This is a genomic window from Ornithinibacillus sp. 4-3 (genome assembly GCF_040958695.1).
Lineage (GTDB): Bacteria > Bacillota > Bacilli > Bacillales > Amphibacillaceae > CALAMD01.
This window is the reverse complement of record NZ_CP162599.1, coordinates 1,667,918-1,684,484: the sequence shown is the minus strand read 5'-3', so window position 1 is coordinate 1,684,484 and position 16,567 is coordinate 1,667,918. Positions and strand designations below refer to the sequence as shown.

Sequence of the window (16,567 nt, the reverse complement as noted above, 5' to 3'; positions counted from 1 at the left end):
TTCTAAATTTACTCCTCCTATGCATTAACTTCCTGTTTACTGCTGTTAAATAAAACTATTTTTGGAAGGATTAATATTAAATTAAATAGAAAAGAGAATGAAATCCCTATTAACAAAGGCACTCCGCCCTCTTATACCTACTCACTCAGCACTTAGTAGAAACTAATTTCTTCATAATCAATATCAGAAACATACTTCTCAATCGCATTCTTTCTATCAATATCAATGTTTTGAATAAATTCAATAAAATAAATCTGCCATTTATTTTCGCGATCCTTATCCACCATATGAAAAGAAGATAAAAATGTTGAATCATTCCGTAATTCCTCATAAAATACAATTTTCATTAGGACAGCTAGTTCTATATCTCCAAAACTCTTAAAGAGTACTTCATATTCATCATTCAATAAACAATCAGCATTTAGCATATCTATATAATCATAAAGGGAATGGAAATTGTCCTGAATCATGGCAACCTTATCCTTAGTATTTTCACAGTTCATAATTCTTTCAACTATTACTCGAAAATCGTTATCACTCATTCTATCGGATGCTTTGAATGTGGTTAAAATTGATTTTGATTCCAATTCTTTTTCAACAATAACTACCGTTCCAAGTTGATTATGCTTCACAACATTTTTAACCCTCTGCACTAGATTTATTCCACATTGCTGCAAATAATCAATCATCTTCAGATCATTAATATTGAAATGATATTGTAATTGGTCTACAGCTTTTAAAATAATGGACTGGGCCTGACTATCATCCAATTTATTAAATAATTTTTCTAACTGTTTATATTGATTTATTGATATTTTTATTTGGTTAGCATGTCCTCCTGATAAAATGGAAAAGATCGCATTATTTAATACCAACTCAAATATATTGAATAGCTCTATCCGATAGTCGAATCCACAAATTCTCCCATAGTTAACCAAAAGCTGTTGAAGATCATCCTTGCTAAACAAATAACAAAATTGAGTTTCTAATTTTAAGTGAGTTAAATATTGCCTAAGGTAATAAACACCCTGAATGCTCATATCATCAATCGCTAACGGATAATCAATGCTTGCCATTGTATTATGAGCATCAAAAATAATACCATATTTTTTAAGAAAGACAGGAATCGATTCATCAATTGTCAGATTATAAGCTTCTACCTCAACATCCAATTTATTATGATTGAGCTTTTTATAGAGTTGCCTTGTTTCATCAAAACACTGGTGAATTAAGTCTATACCCTGTTCATATACATTTTGCACATTGTCTTTTTTTAATATATCGATTGCTTTTTCTGGATTGTTCAAATGCAATAAATACGCATCAACAGCATATAAAACAGAAGCTAAGATACTTCCAGCTGTTTCAGACGTTACAGAAGAACTTTCACCTTGAGTGTATCGCTTAATTAGAATTCTTAATATGGACATCAACTGCTCTTGGGTATGATAGACTTCTTTACTACTTAACAAGCCTACCCGTAATCCTTCATTCAAAATAGATATCGTATATTGGTTTTGTAACAGATGAGCTTGATTCATCTTTCCCTGTGTAACTAAGGTCTGATTACCGCATTGTTCTTCTGATCCCACTATAATTCATCCCTTTCAAGAATAGATCTTCTAAATCGAGCATCATTTCTAAATCGTTCTGCAAATTCATCAAGCCTACTCTTTAAAAATTCCAAAGAACCATTACAAATATCATCAAAATAATCCTTCATAATATCAATCAACGGGGAATCACCAATTTTATCCTCCGTTTCATTTTTTAAGTAATAAAATATCTCTTGTAGCTCATATAAAATGGCTACATAATTTTTATTGTCTACATAAGGAGAGGCACAAAATACCTCAGCTAACTCTTTTATTACTTCAACACTTAATTCTACTCGACCATAGCTTTGAAGCACTTTGTTTCTAGAAATGATTAGACTTTTTATTTCATTGCGAGTTAACTCAAGTCCAAATTCCTTGGCTTTTTGATTTACCACCATTACTTCATCCGTATACTGTTCCAACATCGAAGAATCTAAAGAATTTAATATTTTGGGTAGAAACATATATTTCCTCCTTTAAAAATATTTCTCTTGAAACTATTGACTTTCAATTAAAATAATGTTATAATTAAATATTATTTATCAGATTATATATTTTAGTCTTTTTCTATTTGAATGTCAACCTTTAATCCGTCTATAATTTTCGGAATTTTCAAATTAAAGGAAGCTCATACATAATTTTGGAATCAAAAAAGGATGTCGCTTTTACGCAACATCCTTTTTTCCTTTCCATTATTACATTAGCACGATTTAATTGAATAAATTGCTTGCTCAGCTCCGAATCTACTAATTTTTTGTTCTAATTTCATACCTAATCTCTCTAAGAGCTTGCACGAAGACGTATTTGCAGTTTGCGTTTCAGCAACTATTTTTGAAAAGTTTAATTCATTTAAAGCATAATCAATTATCAATTGAACTACTTCTGTTGCATAACCTTCTCCCCACCAATTCGGTAAAAATTGATAGGAAACTTCATGGTAAAAGCCATCATGATGAGGGTCAAGTGAAACTAATCCAATCAAGTTATCTGTAGCTTTTTCTCTAACTACCCAATAAAAAGAATCATCACTTGTATCAAGCATTTCGTTCAATACTACTTTAATTGAATCTTTTGGACGAACACCACCAAGAAATTTTCTTACCTCAGGATCTACATATAATTTTTCCACATCAACACAATCAGATTTTTGAAAGGTTTTCACAGTACATCGTTTTGTTTCCAACAAAAAAATTCATCTCCTGAAATCCAATTTAATTATTAATATTATACTTTTTCCTTACCTTATATGTTTAATCAGTACAGCCACTCTATCAATTAATTTTTTCAAGTAAGTTCTTTTATCTAGTAAAAGGCTCATTCCACTTCTTTTTGCAATTTCTTCCACAACGAAGTCAATACTTTTATTATCTGTTATTATTTTTTCTTCCGTAATTTCTGTATTAAAAACCTCAATACAACGATCAATTTGAGATTTTGCCCAGGTTTCACCTCGTTCAAGCCGTTTATTCAAGCGTTTCAATAAGGTATTTTTATCAGCATATAAGATAAAATGCCTTAAAGGAATACCTTCATCTATTAGTTTTTGAACTATTTCTTCATAATATTGGGGATGAAATATGGTCATTGGCACAATAACAGTACCTTCATATGTATTAGAAATGTATTTTAACATTTCATAATTAAAGATTCTCCACTGCTCATGGTCTTGAAAATTTGACTCATGCAATTCTTTTGGTATGTTTTCACGGATAAAATAACCTATATTTTCTGGATCATAAACAAAAGAATTGGGTAACCTTCGTTTTAATTCAAATGCGCTAGTCGTTTTACCTGACCCAAATGCCCCATTTAGCCAAATAATCATTCATATGACTCCTTTGTATATTTAAGTAATTAGAATAATAATCCAATTGACTTTTCTAAGCTTCCTCATTTCTCCCCATTCTTTAGTATAAAAATTGAATTCCAAAACCAGAAACTCAAAGCCGCTCCGGTCCATAAAATAAGTTTGATCATAAAAATATGCCATGTCAAATTTGCTAGGCTTGCCAAAAAAGAATTATCAAAAAATATAATAGTTAATAGAGAACCAATTAAGTAAACAATTAAATCAATAATACTGTATCTCTTCTTTCTTTTATTTAAAACTAAAGAGATAGGAAAAGCTGTCAATATATATAAATGCAAAAACACATGTACAGATAATTAAGGATGGAAAATAATCTGCAACAAAACCATCTCTATAAAAACTAAAGATATATACGTGAAACTAGCAATAAGGATTAGCTTAAAATACTTTTTAGCAATAAAGATTATGTCATTATACTTTTTCATAGTCAAACCTCTCCTTCTCATATTGACAAAAGTGATTCAGAAAAAATTGATATGAAAGGGATATTAGAAAAAATCTCCAAATTTAAAGATATATTATCTCTAGCGTAAATTGATTTAAAGTGATTTTCCAGTCCAATTTTTAAATAACAGAGAAGTTTTTTAATTCATTCTAAAATTGCTGGATTTTTTATCAGATTGAAACCTATGCCATCATCAGTTATTATCAATTGTTCTTGACCATTTTCTTAACTGCCTTCTACAAATTGCTCAGCCTCAAATCCTTGGTTTTGATTCATACAGAATGTTATACTCTACTACGGTAGAGAGAATAAGCCTTGATAATGATGATATTTTTATTACTTCTTTTACTACGATATAGTTCAATTCCAAGAGATTTAACTAGTTTGCTTCACTATGATGTAATCTCAGTTGGTTGGTTTATCTGTTTGGTTTTTAGAAGATAGTGATGTGAAATGTTTCTAGTCATATTTAGCACATGTTTAAAAATACCCTCAAATTTTTCAAGACAAAAAGGAGTATTACATTATGAAAGGATTTACAAAAGTTTTTATCTTTAATATTACTCTAGTAATACTTATTTCGCTGTTGGCTGGGTGCGATAATAATTCAAAAGAAACAGAGGCCGATTCAGAAAGAGATGCCGCTCTTGAAACGAATAATCAGGAAGAAACAAACGAGAATGAATCAAAGTCTACAACAGAAGATTCTAATGACACATCTGCTAAAGAGTCTGTGTCCGAAAACGAGAATGAAAGTAACGCTGATAACAAATCTAGCAATCCGGAAGATAATCCATTATCCGGATATTCTTCTAAAGAAATCGAATATGCTCGTGTGTGGTTGCAGCTTGGAGCAAATCAAGATGTAGAAGAAATAGACGTGACACATATCCCAGCCGGATCATCATTGAATCCAGAGGAAGATGATATTGATGTTAATTATCCTGAAGATGTTATTCAGCTACGAGGTTCCCGAATAGTCGATGGTATAATAACTTATAATGGAAATGGGAATGGCTCAATTAATCTCTATAGCATCCCATATCGCTGGTATGGCGGCATGTCTCGACCTGATGATGTTACTGCTGATGATATCCAAAAAGAAAGAGAAGATATTATTGAAAATACAGAGCTCATCCATATTGATCCAGGTAATGATAAAGAGGTTATAAATATGATTGATAAACTACATATTCACTAATCAAAAATTATTATATTACAAATTAAAACAGGGGTGTTCATTATATAGAGCAACCCTGTTTTTTTAAAACCATTATAATGCTTTATCAATTCATTTACTATAGCTTCCATCCCTATTCTTCAAATCCCAAACCTACTGCGCGTAATTCACAGAAGCAGCATATAAATAATAACTTAAGCCAATTTGTTGCTCTTCCAGCATATTTTTATGAAATTCATCAGTAATAAAAAACCATGTAGATTCCACAAAACCTTTCGAATCTAACTCCATAATATAATCATTGATATAGCAGATATGATCAGATATCTGCTGCTTCACTCTTGGATCATCCACCGGCCATCCTTGTTTTAACGCAAAAGCCATTTTATCCATAAATGCTTTTGACTCCCTTGCTGACTCATCTAATTCTTCACTGTTTACATCATTTGTAGGAATTTCATATTGATAGTTTTCTTTTAAATACTCATTTTGTTCTTTTAATTGATCCTGCCATTGTTCTTTGTTTAATCCTTTGAACATACTTTGCTCATCCATCACTTCTCCACGCTCCTCAAAATAAATAGTTTCATTGATCGTAGTTAATATAAGGCTGATTTGCTCTTTTTTCTTCTCCAACAGTTCTTTTTGTTCCATTAAAACTTGATAACGGTTCTTTTTTTCACACAATATTTCTCGAATGGCTTTCAATGAAAAATCTAATTCCCTATAAAACAAAATATGCTGTAATTTTTCTAGTTCATTTTTTCCATAAAATCGATATCCGGCATCAGTAATTTTACTAGGCTCTAACAAACCGATCTTATGATAATGATAGAGCGTTTTGACCGTTATTCCCGTCAAATCAGCCACTTGCTTCACTGTTAGCATACTGAAGTCACCTCCCTATAAATAAACAATAGACTCCTACCTAAGGTAAGAGTCAACAATTATTTCGATATTAATTAAAAATAGTTAGGTTCCGAAAGCTAGACTCTAACTTTTATGTATTAACAAGATTAGAAACATTTTTAATCTTTTCTGTGAAATTTTTATCTGCTAACTAAAAATTAGCATCTGCAAATCATTAATATATTACCGTCAGGATCTTTAAAATTAAAATAATGGTTATTTTCAATGTCAGTAATCAAATTAACGCCCTTATTACTCATAAACCGAAATGCTTCATCAATGTTTTCTGTATTAAAATGGAATGCTGGAGTTCTAAATACTCTCTCCTCTGAATAAATTCTGCTATCTAAAACTATCCCTGTACCTTCCATGGGTATAACATAAAGATGACCAAATTGAATTTCTCTATCTGTATTCAAACCCAAAATATCGCAGTACCAATCTCTTGCTTTCTCTATATTGCTTACAGGGATAAATACTGTTCCGATTTGTTTTAAAATAGGATTTCTCATAAAAACCCCTCCTTTAAATTTTTATCTTTATTAAATATTCCACATAGTAAATATAATGTCCTGCTCTTTAATACAGGCAGTCTTAATGATGATACAAGAGCCGATTATAAGATACCCATCACCATTTAAATAAGTTCTAATAACAGCTAATTTAAATGTTAAATCATATTTTGCCATACAAAAACACCCCTGAAGTCAGATTTTTGGTCTAACTTCTGGGGTGTACATCATGCCTTCATCACGTTTTTAAATTTTCAATCCTTCCTTCGTTCTACCAAATTAATTCCTACCCCCATGCAGATGACACCAATTAAAAGCATTAGTACTAATGACAAAGCAATCTCATTCCAGCCTGCATGGTATAACGTAACACCCATCATCGCTTCCATTGCATGTGTCAACGGAAATAAATCGGCAATAAACAAGAGAACTGTGTTACTTATTGTTCCTGGTGGCATATAAACACCACTAATAACAGGAATAATTGGTACAACAGAAGGGTAAATCATATAAAATTGCTCTGGTGTTTTCACAAACCCTGTTATTAACATCGCCATACTAACGATACTCAGTGCATAAACTGCAGCTATTACAAGAAGCATAGCGAAATTATTACCTAAATCATAGTTCAGTAAATAGTGGAAAATCACAAATACAACAGTGATCTGAATAAATCCGACCAAAAAACTATAAAGAAGATGTCCCATGTACATTCCTGTCTTACTTACAGGTGATAAAATCATTCGATTCCAAACTCCACTTACCTTATCTGACAAGACTCCATTCACTTTAAATCCAATGGTAAACATCGTCATAAAAAGCGTAAATCCAAACAATAACTGAATCCCCATATCATGATTAGATACTTCTCCTCCATCCAGTGATTCCGTATGAATTTGCAATGGTGGATCTTCCAAATAGCCTTCTACATAATTCTTAATCTCATCAATTTCCTGTGAACCTGCTGCTGCTTCAATTTGCGCTTCCTCTATAAATATCTTTTTAACGTACTGATCAATCAGTGGTAGGGTTGGAATATCATAGGCTGTAATGAATCGATAATCATGCTCCATCAAGTTAATTGCTATGTCTCTTCTCCCCTCTGACACATCCGTACGTGCAGTTTCTTCATCTACTATAACAAAATTAAAGGATTCACTGCGATTTAATAAAGGTTCCCATTTATCAACTACATCACTACTATTTGATTCATTACTAAATATCGCTATAGTTGTTTGGGATGTCATATTATTACTCGAAAAAATAAGTGTTAATGCAATACTTCCTACAAGAAAAAGAATAACTAACAACGGCTTCCGTTTATCTTTCCTCCATTGCGCCTTAAATACTGGGAACATTATACTCTCCCCCTTCTAGGAAATAGAAATATTCCAATGATAAGACAACCAATAAAAAACATAAATAACTTCACCATCGGAATAATTAAAGTCTGAGGATCACCGAATTGCGCCCACTGCATAAAAACGGACAAGCTCAATCCATTCGGTGTCCATTCCCCAACACTTTGTAACCATTCTGGTAGTCCCTGTATCGGAAATAAATTCCCACCAACTGCAGCAAGTAACATAATGACCAAATTAAATGCTCCATTAGCTGCATCTGTATTACTTAGATTTAATGTGATTGTCGTGAACACTGCGGATAGTCCGGCTACTGCTAAGGAGAAGAACGTTATAATTACGATGGCTCCAACCCAAAATGCCATTGATTTTCCTGCAAACACATTTAACAGCAATTGACATACTCCAAATACAATCATTAATTGTAACCATGTGAAGCCGAAAGTAGAAATAGTTTTTCCCATTAAAAAGGAAATTGGATTTGTATTCGTTAATATAATCCGGTTGAATACGCGCTCTCTTTTTTCCATGGTAGTCTTCATTGCAACAGTTGAAGCTATAAATAATGCAAACAAAGAGCTCATTGCAACTGTAAAATATTGCGAAATACCAAACGACTCGGCTCCTTCAACTACTTCTCTACCACCTTCAGGCAATACTAGTTCCTGTAATTCACCGTCCGTTACACCTTGAAGTGCAAATTGAAAGTTAAGAGTATTGAGATAATTTGAAATGATGTTATTGATAGTATCCGATTCTGTAGATTGCTCTTCAATCTGGAGAACAAGATCAACCTCTGCAGACTGATCAAGCATAAGCTTACTTAGGACACTATACGTAAATCCTTCTGGAATCTTAACAATTGCATCCAAATTCCCGTTCTTAACTTCTTCCTTTGCCTCTTCTTCACTTAATTGCTTTGTCGTAATCCATCCACTTAATTCTGGATCATTAAAAAAGGATGTCATTAAGCCGCTTGGAGAAATAGATGATCCCTGCTCTATTATCCCTGTCTTTTCTTCTTCCGATAAATCCATTTCTAAAACGGCTTCCGTAAACTGCTCAAGCCCAAGAGACTCATCATCTTCTAAAACAATTCCTAAATCAATATCCAATACTTCAGCATCCTCACCAAATAAACCAGAGAAGGCAAAGTTTAAAACAATAATCAGCACAATTGGTGCTAATAAAGAAATAAGCACTTCTTTACGGTCTCTCCAAAAGACAAGTAAATCTTTTTTCAAAAATGAACGCATCTTCCTTTACCTCCTCCTAATCTCTTAATGTTCGACCAGTCAAATGTAAAAATACATCCTCAAGACTGGGTGTTTCCATTTGATAATTTGTTAATTGAATCCCTTCACTTTCTGCCGTACGAACTAAATCACTAAGTATGTTAGTCCCTTTTTTTGCACTAATTCGGATTCCTTCACTTGTTTCATCTACACGACGGATATATTCTATTGACCGGATCTTCTCAATCAATTTATCACTTGTTTCACTTAAATTTACTTGAATCGTATCTTCACTCGAGAGGATGCTTAATAGCTCTGCCTTACTTCCTGAAGCTACCACTTTGCCGTGATCCATAATATAGACCCGTTTACACAGTTGCTCTACCTCTTCCATGTAATGACTCGTATATAGTATCGTTGTCCCGTTCTCTTCATTCAATTTACGAACCGTTTCAAGAATATGGTTTCTCGATTGTGGATCAATTCCGACAGTTGGCTCATCTAAAATAAGGATTTTCGGATTGTGTAACAATGCGGCTGCGATATTCACTCTTCTTTTCATCCCGCCAGAGAATGTTTTTACAAGTTCCTTTTGCCGCTCCTTTAATCCAACCATTTCAAGTACATTTTGAATCTGTTGCTCAAGTTTATTTTTTTTCACCTTGTAAATTTCGCCGAAAAACTTCAAATTCTCATAAGCAGAAAGATCCTCATACAATGCAATTTCCTGTGGTACAACACCAAGAACCTTTCGAATTTCAGCGGGATTTTTAATCGTACTTTTACCATATAGCTTTACATCACCGGAAGTTGGTTTCAGTAAGGAGGATATCATGGAAATTGTAGTCGATTTCCCGGCTCCATTTGGACCAAGTAAGCCGACTGACTCTCCTTCATCTAAATAGATATCAATTTCGTCTACGGCATTTTTGCCCTTATATGTTTTACTTAACTTAATCGTTTCGATCATCTGGACACACTCCCTTAATTGATTGTATTTAAAGCATACAAAAATAAAGACAGCATCACTACTGTCTTTAGTCACTAACATGTTTAATAAGGATTACTTTAGTCATTTTATTTTTTACGATGCTCAAACAAGGTTATGTCGAATGGCATAAATGGCTAATTGTGTCCGATCACGCAGTTCTAATTTATTTAAAATTTGACTTGTATTATTTTTCACTGTCCCTACTGATAACCCAAGTCGTTCTGCGATTTCACTATTATTAAGCCCTTCTCCAATGCACGTTAAAATAGCACGTTCTCGAGGTGTTAAGGACGGATCAACGGTTTTCTCCTCTTGTTGGTTAAGTAATAGTGGCATAACCTTGGCAGCAACCTGATCCTCTACAGCTAATCCACCTTGTAATGCACTGCGAATCGACCGGATCAATGAATCTGTATCAGCATTTTTTAGGATATATCCATTAACACCAATTTTTAAAGCATCCATCACATATTGATTATTATCAAAAGTTGTCAAAATTAAAATTTTTGACCCTGGCCAGCGACTCTGAATCGTTCTGGCAGCTTCAATCCCATCCATCACAGGCATACGAATATCTAAAATAATTAAATCAAATGACTGCTTCTCACAAAGCTCGATTGCTTCCTTCCCATTACTTGCTTCTCCAGTTACTTTTATTTCCTCATCCGTCTCCATCATCATTTTTAATCCTTCTCGTACCATCACTTGGTCTTCAGCTAGTAGTATTCGAATCATAAACTTCCCCCAGCTCCGCTAATTTTAATAAACCTCGAACAATAAATTGACCATCTGTTTTCTCCACATATAGCTCGCCACCAACTTTTTCAATCCGTTCTCGCATGGAAGCTAGACCAAAACCTTCTTGAAATCGATTATCATTTTTTACAGGGTTACTAATTTCAAAACGAAAAACACTGCCCCCAGGCGTTTCAAACATAACTTCTGCCTCTCTAGCATTACTATGCTTCATAATATTCGTCAATCCTTCCTGAACAGAACGATAGATAACAAAGGACTGCTCTCCAGTAAGTGGTGCCGCAAATGCGCCATGCTTCACTGAAAAATGGATTCGAATAAAACTTTCTGTTTCCAATTTACGAATCAAACGTAAGATTCCTGGAAGCCCACCAACATCATTGCTTTTCAACATTTTTACTGCATTTCGTGTTTCTTCCAAGCTTTCGTTTGCAAGTTTCTTCAACGATTCAACATGCAATTTATCACTTTCTGAAGCTTGTAACCGAAATACTTCAAGCTGCATAAGGAGAGCAGTCAGCTTGTGACCAACAGAATCATGAATTTCATGACCAATCAGTACACGTTCCTCCTGCCTCGCTGTTTCTTCTTCAGAAGCAAGGCGTCTTTTTATATTTCGATATTCACTAAGCAACGCATCATATCTGGCAAAAAGATCATCTCTATCATTCTTTGTTCGTTTAAAAAGGATAACGGCAGCAAAGAAGAGAATAAGATAAAGCAAAATTAAACTAATGATAGATATTGAAGGAACTATATTCAAAAGGATAACTATTACTCCGATTACAGAAACTCCAGCGACAATACTGGCCAGACGGTTTGACAACCGAAAGTAAGCTTCTCCAATCAATAAAGATAAAATAAGCAACAAAAACGGATTAAAACTTTCCTGCTGCATTGGAAATAACGTAATTACAGAAATTACTGAACTAATAGAAAGCAAAAACGTAATAATAATTGGATGTTGTCTAACTAGAGGCATGATAAAGAATAGAATAAAAAATATCGATAAACCAAGTAGCCTCCATGTCATTTCTGAAATATTATCTCCGAAATATACAAAACCTAACATCCATGTCGCTACATGAAACAAGAACCATATCCAATATAAATACATACACACCTTCCATTTCTCTTACTAATATATCGTGCATATTAGCGTCCAAATCAAAATTCCTTCAAGGCACTAATAAAGTCCAAGATACCATCGGAAAATTCAGATATATAAAAGTAGTTATGTCTTAAATTCACTAAAAACTCATGTTGTTTACTGATTTTTATCCCTTTTCATCTTATTGATTGATCTAAAGAAGAAACGTCTGGAACTTTTAACCTTAGCTCCACTTCTCGACTTTAAATGTTCGACATAAAAACACCATTTAAATAATAATATCCAAAGGGGGAAAATGACGCAACTTTATTTGCAACCTACAAAATTGAAGAGTAGTAATAAAGTTTGATTAAAAATGGGTTAGGAAAATCGTTTTGAATACAATTTGGAGAGATTTAGCCAATTCTTAGTTCAGTATTTTTCATTTACTTTACCAATACCAGCTTCATACTTACTAGCTAAAATTACTTACTGGGACTTAATCTGTTTGTCGAACTTTAATGTATTTTTAGCAGAAGAAAACCGTCTGAGATTTTGGTCATGTCTTTTATAGTTCCTCCAACAATTGATTTTCTGAAAGTAATTGTATCATCTAGATTGAAATCATGCTTATTCATTTTTGATATATATTGTTCCTCGTCTTTGTTTGGAAAGTTTTTCGCTTTTTTAAGATTAAAATTTGAAAAGCTGGTCTTTACCCGCCTCCATTATCATAGAAATGATGATGAGGTGGCGTGATGCGGAATCGAAAAATTTCTATATTGCTATTAGCTGCAACATATGTCGGAACTGTTATGGGGGCAGGTTTTTCATCAGGGAAAGAAATTGTCACGTTTTTTAGTGTCTATGGGGCTTTAGGATCCATTGGCATTGCAATCAGCGGACTATTTTTTATTCTGATTGGAACTAAAATAATGATTATATCCGCTCGAATCGGGGCCTATTCTTATCAGGAATTAAATAAGTATCTCTTCGGCCACAACTTTGCCAGAGCGGTTAATCTTTTTATCTTCTTCGTCGTGATTGGTGTCACTTCGGTCATGCTTTCAGGGGCGGGCGCTGTTTTTCATGAACAGCTTGGCCTTCCAATTCAATTGGGAATTATCATTACGCTTATTCTCTCTTACATCACCGTGTTGAAAGGGCTAAACGGCTTATTCGCCATCAACTCCTACATTGTTCCATTAATGATCCTTTTCGTCCTGTTTGTAGCTAGTTCTATTGCGGGCGAGCATCCGCATCTGCTGGTAAAAAATCTCCTTCCTGTTCAGTTATCGGACAACCTTTCTTGGGCAGGATCCCCTTTTGCGTACGCAGCATTTAATCTGATGACAGCACAGGTTGTCCTTGTACCGTTGGGAAAAGAAATTCAGGATGAACATATCTTACGCTGGGGCGGGTTTTGGGGTGGACTGACTTTATTCTTTATCCTGTTATCGATTCATTTTTCATTATCGGTCTTTCCGGACACATTTCATTATGAAATTCCTATGGCTGAAGTCGTCCAACATTTTGGAACTCTTATTCACGTCCTGTTTTTAATCGTTATTTACGGCGAGATTTTCAATACGGTTGTTGGGAATGTCTTTGGAATTACACGTCAGCTGCAGTCGGCATTCCATCTCCGTTATCAACATGCTGTATTGATAATCTTATTTGTTATCTTTTTAATCAGCCAAGTGGGATATGGGAAATTACTGTCAGTACTATATCCGATATTCGGTTACATGGGACTGTTCTTTCTGCTATGTTTGTTGATTATAAAAGTTCCTGAAAAATAAAGAAGTTTTACTTGGCACGCATTCTTTCTATTCTCATCATCATGGATTGAGTTCTACCAGGAGTAACTCAATTGGCAACCACGACCTAGGAGTAAAGTCTAAAATACTTATAAACTTCTGTTTTATTGTTCAGCTTACATCATCAATTAAACGAGTATCTATATTTTATATATTCTGTTGATTCATTACTCCTACCATCGAAATTATTGTTAGAAGAACAGCAATAATAAAGAGCTTTAACCAAAATTTAGGCATGGGTTTCTTTTTAATCGCACGGTAGATCAGACTCCAAATTCCAGTAAGCAATAAAGAAAGTAAAAATGCTCCTAAAAGTCTGCCAAAAAGATACGCAATCATGTTGTATTTGGCAATTAAAAAATGTACCAAATGGCATTTAAATATGCATGCCACTTGTCACTTCAAATTATTGATGCAATAAAGACTCTTTATAACGAAAACTATCTCCTTTAAAAACAAGTAAATGAGAATGGTGAATCAGGCGGTCAATGACAGCTTCTGTTAGAATCGGGTCGCCAAAAACATGATTCCATTGACCGAATTGAAGATTGGTTGTAATCACTATACTTCGGTTTTCATAACACATAGAAATCACTTGAAATAAAAGCTCTGCTCCTTCTTTGTTTAACGGAATATAGCCGAGCTCATCAAGTATTAAAAGGTCTAGCTTTTCGATTTGTTTCATCAGCTTTGGTAGAGTGTTTTTCTGGTTTGCTTCAATTAGTTTATTAACCAAGCCTGCCACTGTATAGAACTTTACCTGGCTGCCAAATCTATGTATGGCATTTAAGGATAGTAATGTTGCCAAATAAGTCTTTCCTGTACCGACACCACCGTATAAAATAAGGTTTTCCCTCTCCTTAATAAAGTCACCATTAATGACAGCTGTACGTTCAATTCCTTGTGGAATTTGTATATGTTCCCATTGGAAAGGAGTAGAACCTGTCTTCGGTAGCTGAGCTTGACTTAGTAATAAATTAACTTTTCTTTCTTCTCGATTTTGGACTTCCTTTTCAAAAAGCTTTAATAGGTACTCTTCATTTGTTTCTGCTTCTATTTGATTAAAATTCTCTCTAATCCAACTTAACTTTAGTCGCTTTGCGTAGGCTTGTATTTGCTCGTTCATTCACTCGTACCCCCTTGAAAGAAAGCATCGTAATGAGAAAGCCCACGAGTTGCGCTAGGTACTGTTGGAACATTAAGACGAGGAGTAATCGCCTCATAAGATGTACCTTGATTTAGTAGAGAATAGAAACAATGCTTGATTTGATCCGCACTAGGATGACCATGTGAAGAAGCTAACTCTAATGCCTCATTCAATAAAGTAAAATCATCATTTTTTAAGAGCGTAGCTAAAAGACGTAAAACTTCTTTCTGCTCTTCTTCTGTACAATCTCTTAAAAAGTTGGACCATTCAAGGGGAAATTGGTCATATAAACTAGAATATTTAATTGCCTTTGGACGTTTTGATAGTAAGTGTAAATATGGTTGCCAGTTCATCGACCTTCTTTTTACTCCATATAAACGAGAATGCTTTACAATAACCTGACGTTCTTCGTTCAATACAATAATAGAGTTATAGGTTACACAAATATTTATGCGCTGCTTGGCAAATCTAGGCGACGTTGAATATTCCTTGTTATCGATGTTTATAATCCCGTATTTATCTGCCTTCACTTCCTGATAACGCACACATTCAAACTTCTTCTCAGGAAGGATAAGCCATTCCTTTTTGTCTTCCTTATATAACTCTGATTGAAGCGTTTCTTTTAAGTAGTGTGGACGATTTCGGTCTTCCTCTGCGCATTGCCAAAGTGTTTCATTAAATTGGTCGAGATCCACTATGGTGCACTCGGGTAATAAGAAGTTATTTCGAACATATTTCACCATTGCTTCAACGTGTCCTTTTTCATTCCCCTTCCCAGGATTACAAAATTCGTAACTGAACCCATAGTGTAAGACAAAACGTTCAAATGTATCAGTGAGTTCACGTTCACCCTTACCTTTTATCTTTTTCACAGCGGGGGATAAGTTATCGAATCGTATCGTTGTCGGCACACCACCCATATAGTGAAACATACGTTGTAGACCCTCTAGTAAACACTCAGTGTTTTCCGAAGGAAATACCTGAAACAGGAATGAATTACTGTACGGAAATGACATCACTAAATACGGTAGGTCTATTATCTCTGATTCATATAAGAAGGGTGCTGTACCAAAATCAACTTGTGCTGTTCCTGGTATGGATTCAAGAGGTAATGAAGCTCCTTCTATATATTCTTTTAGCTCTTTCTTCCTTCTTGAAACATAGTCACGAACTGTACGTGCAGAACCTTCGAAGCTATGAAACTTAACTAACTGCTCGTACATTCTTTTGGCAGTTCTATGATTCTTCTTTTTCTTTTTTAAGTCTTCTCGAATCCACTTATCTAAAATAGGCTTCACTGGATCCATCACTCTAGAGCTTCTTTTCTGTGGTTTTTTTACTGGAAACTCTTCTTGATTCGCATACTTAGAAACTGTACGAGGATCCAGCTCCATCTTTCTTGCCACACTGGAATAAGTTCCACCTTTTTGATTCACTTCATGTCTGATATAATCAATTTGTGCCACTGCTAACATCTCCTAATAGCCTCCTGTTAAACGTTGTTGGTCCAACGAGGAGTTTAAAGTTATTTTGAGAAGTTGACAAGTGGCTTTTTTAATTTGTGTAGGGCCCTCCGGGCCCTACACAAATTAACTGCCATTCCCTACATATTTAGTTTGCCATAAACAATCATGTTACTCATTAGAGAATCCT

Annotated in this window: 17 protein-coding genes; 2 read left to right on the top strand and 15 right to left on the bottom strand. The window is 34.2% G+C overall.

Going from position 1 to position 16,567, the window contains the following annotated elements; translation table 11 throughout:
* Positions 1 to 152 precede the first annotated feature (152 nt).
* The 5 genes from AB4Y30_RS08095 to AB4Y30_RS08075 all read right to left on the bottom strand — a co-directional run bounded on the left by AB4Y30_RS08095 (position 153) and on the right by AB4Y30_RS08075 (position 3,752).
* Positions 153 to 1,592: a DUF6179 domain-containing protein gene (locus tag AB4Y30_RS08095; protein ID WP_368654974.1), complete on the bottom strand. Its 1,440-nt coding sequence runs from the start codon at positions 1,590 to 1,592 to the stop codon at positions 153 to 155.
* Positions 1,592 to 2,062 (bottom strand): DUF6323 family protein, encoded by a 471-nt coding sequence (locus AB4Y30_RS08090; RefSeq protein ID WP_368654973.1) that lies wholly within the window; start codon positions 2,060 to 2,062, stop codon positions 1,592 to 1,594. Before AB4Y30_RS08090 ends, AB4Y30_RS08095 begins: the two co-directional genes overlap by 1 nt.
* Before the next feature lie 236 nt (positions 2,063 to 2,298).
* Positions 2,299 to 2,784 (bottom strand): GNAT family N-acetyltransferase, encoded by a 486-nt coding sequence (locus tag AB4Y30_RS08085; RefSeq protein WP_368654972.1) that lies wholly within the window; start codon positions 2,782 to 2,784, stop codon positions 2,299 to 2,301.
* A 51-nt stretch (positions 2,785 to 2,835) separates the two neighbouring features.
* Positions 2,836 to 3,423, bottom strand: coding sequence for an AAA family ATPase (locus AB4Y30_RS08080; RefSeq protein WP_368654971.1), 588 nt, complete (start codon positions 3,421 to 3,423; stop codon positions 2,836 to 2,838).
* A 65-nt stretch (positions 3,424 to 3,488) separates the two neighbouring features.
* Entirely contained in the window at positions 3,489 to 3,752 is a 264-nt protein-coding gene (locus tag AB4Y30_RS08075) for a UPF0715 family protein (RefSeq protein WP_368654970.1), read from the bottom strand.
* Between the two features lie 687 nt (positions 3,753 to 4,439).
* Between AB4Y30_RS08075 and AB4Y30_RS08070 the strand changes: the two genes are divergently transcribed.
* A complete protein-coding gene (locus AB4Y30_RS08070; RefSeq protein ID WP_368654969.1) occupies positions 4,440 to 5,114 on the top strand; it encodes a hypothetical protein in 675 nt (224 codons plus the stop codon).
* 132 nt (positions 5,115 to 5,246) lie between these two features.
* On the opposite strand, the gene AB4Y30_RS08065 is transcribed toward AB4Y30_RS08070, so the two are convergent.
* The 8 genes from AB4Y30_RS08065 to AB4Y30_RS08030 form a co-directional block, all read right to left on the bottom strand.
* Positions 5,247 to 5,981 carry a MerR family transcriptional regulator gene (locus AB4Y30_RS08065; protein ID WP_368654968.1) on the bottom strand — a complete coding sequence of 245 codons (735 nt, stop codon included), beginning with the start codon at positions 5,979 to 5,981 and terminating at the stop codon, positions 5,247 to 5,249.
* A 179-nt stretch (positions 5,982 to 6,160) separates the two neighbouring features.
* The gene (locus AB4Y30_RS08060) at positions 6,161 to 6,514 is read right to left on the bottom strand and encodes a VOC family protein (RefSeq protein WP_368654967.1); all 354 of its coding nucleotides are present in this window, start codon (positions 6,512 to 6,514) and stop codon (positions 6,161 to 6,163) included.
* A gap of 30 nt (positions 6,515 to 6,544) precedes the next feature.
* Entirely contained in the window at positions 6,545 to 6,691 is a 147-nt protein-coding gene (locus tag AB4Y30_RS08055) for a hypothetical protein (protein ID WP_368654966.1), read from the bottom strand.
* Between the two features lie 77 nt (positions 6,692 to 6,768).
* Complete coding sequence (locus AB4Y30_RS08050; protein WP_368654965.1) at positions 6,769 to 7,872, bottom strand: ABC transporter permease; 1,104 nt, start codon at positions 7,870 to 7,872, stop codon at positions 6,769 to 6,771.
* The gene (locus tag AB4Y30_RS08045) at positions 7,872 to 9,131 is read right to left on the bottom strand and encodes an ABC transporter permease (RefSeq protein WP_368654964.1); all 1,260 of its coding nucleotides are present in this window, start codon (positions 9,129 to 9,131) and stop codon (positions 7,872 to 7,874) included. Before AB4Y30_RS08045 ends, AB4Y30_RS08050 begins: the two co-directional genes overlap by 1 nt.
* A 16-nt stretch (positions 9,132 to 9,147) precedes the next feature.
* Complete coding sequence (locus AB4Y30_RS08040) at positions 9,148 to 10,080, bottom strand: ABC transporter ATP-binding protein (RefSeq protein ID WP_368654963.1); 933 nt, start codon at positions 10,078 to 10,080, stop codon at positions 9,148 to 9,150.
* A 123-nt stretch (positions 10,081 to 10,203) separates the two neighbouring features.
* Positions 10,204 to 10,836 carry a response regulator gene (locus AB4Y30_RS08035; RefSeq protein ID WP_368654962.1) on the bottom strand — a complete coding sequence of 211 codons (633 nt, stop codon included), beginning with the start codon at positions 10,834 to 10,836 and terminating at the stop codon, positions 10,204 to 10,206.
* The gene (locus AB4Y30_RS08030) at positions 10,814 to 11,974 is read right to left on the bottom strand and encodes a sensor histidine kinase (protein ID WP_368654961.1); all 1,161 of its coding nucleotides are present in this window, start codon (positions 11,972 to 11,974) and stop codon (positions 10,814 to 10,816) included. The genes AB4Y30_RS08035 and AB4Y30_RS08030 overlap by 23 nt, the downstream gene beginning before the upstream one ends.
* Before the next feature lie 731 nt (positions 11,975 to 12,705).
* On the opposite strand from AB4Y30_RS08030, the gene AB4Y30_RS08025 reads away from it, so the two are divergent.
* Positions 12,706 to 13,749, top strand: a complete 1,044-nt coding sequence (locus AB4Y30_RS08025; RefSeq protein ID WP_368654960.1) for a hypothetical protein — start codon at positions 12,706 to 12,708, stop codon at positions 13,747 to 13,749.
* 424 nt (positions 13,750 to 14,173) lie between these two features.
* On the opposite strand, the gene istB is transcribed toward AB4Y30_RS08025, so the two are convergent.
* Positions 14,174 to 14,893 (bottom strand): IS21-like element helper ATPase IstB, encoded by a 720-nt coding sequence (gene istB, locus AB4Y30_RS08020; protein WP_003320558.1) that lies wholly within the window; start codon positions 14,891 to 14,893, stop codon positions 14,174 to 14,176.
* A complete protein-coding gene (istA, locus tag AB4Y30_RS08015) occupies positions 14,890 to 16,389 on the bottom strand; it encodes an IS21 family transposase (protein WP_368652493.1) in 1,500 nt (499 codons plus the stop codon). The genes istB and istA overlap by 4 nt, the downstream gene beginning before the upstream one ends.
* Between the last annotated feature and the right edge of the window lie 178 nt (positions 16,390 to 16,567).

Coding starts and splice junctions, on each gene's coding strand:
- AB4Y30_RS08090 (WP_368654973.1), bottom strand. CDS start 2,062: ATGTTTCTACCCAAAATATTAAATTCTTTAGATTCTTCGATGTTGGAA.
- AB4Y30_RS08080 (WP_368654971.1), bottom strand. CDS start 3,423: ATGATTATTTGGCTAAATGGGGCATTTGGGTCAGGTAAAACGACTAGC.
- AB4Y30_RS08070 (WP_368654969.1), top strand. CDS start 4,440: ATGAAAGGATTTACAAAAGTTTTTATCTTTAATATTACTCTAGTAATA.
- AB4Y30_RS08065 (WP_368654968.1), bottom strand. CDS start 5,981: ATGCTAACAGTGAAGCAAGTGGCTGATTTGACGGGAATAACGGTCAAA.
- AB4Y30_RS08060 (WP_368654967.1), bottom strand. CDS start 6,514: ATGAGAAATCCTATTTTAAAACAAATCGGAACAGTATTTATCCCTGTA.
- AB4Y30_RS08055 (WP_368654966.1), bottom strand. CDS start 6,691: ATGGCAAAATATGATTTAACATTTAAATTAGCTGTTATTAGAACTTAT.
- AB4Y30_RS08050 (WP_368654965.1), bottom strand. CDS start 7,872: ATGTTCCCAGTATTTAAGGCGCAATGGAGGAAAGATAAACGGAAGCCG.
- AB4Y30_RS08045 (WP_368654964.1), bottom strand. CDS start 9,131: ATGCGTTCATTTTTGAAAAAAGATTTACTTGTCTTTTGGAGAGACCGT.
- AB4Y30_RS08040 (WP_368654963.1), bottom strand. CDS start 10,080: ATGATCGAAACGATTAAGTTAAGTAAAACATATAAGGGCAAAAATGCC.
- AB4Y30_RS08035 (WP_368654962.1), bottom strand. CDS start 10,836: ATGATTCGAATACTACTAGCTGAAGACCAAGTGATGGTACGAGAAGGA.
- AB4Y30_RS08030 (WP_368654961.1), bottom strand. CDS start 11,974: ATGTATTTATATTGGATATGGTTCTTGTTTCATGTAGCGACATGGATG.
- AB4Y30_RS08025 (WP_368654960.1), top strand. CDS start 12,706: ATGCGGAATCGAAAAATTTCTATATTGCTATTAGCTGCAACATATGTC.
- istB (WP_003320558.1), bottom strand. CDS start 14,893: ATGAACGAGCAAATACAAGCCTACGCAAAGCGACTAAAGTTAAGTTGG.
- istA (WP_368652493.1), bottom strand. CDS start 16,389: ATGTTAGCAGTGGCACAAATTGATTATATCAGACATGAAGTGAATCAA.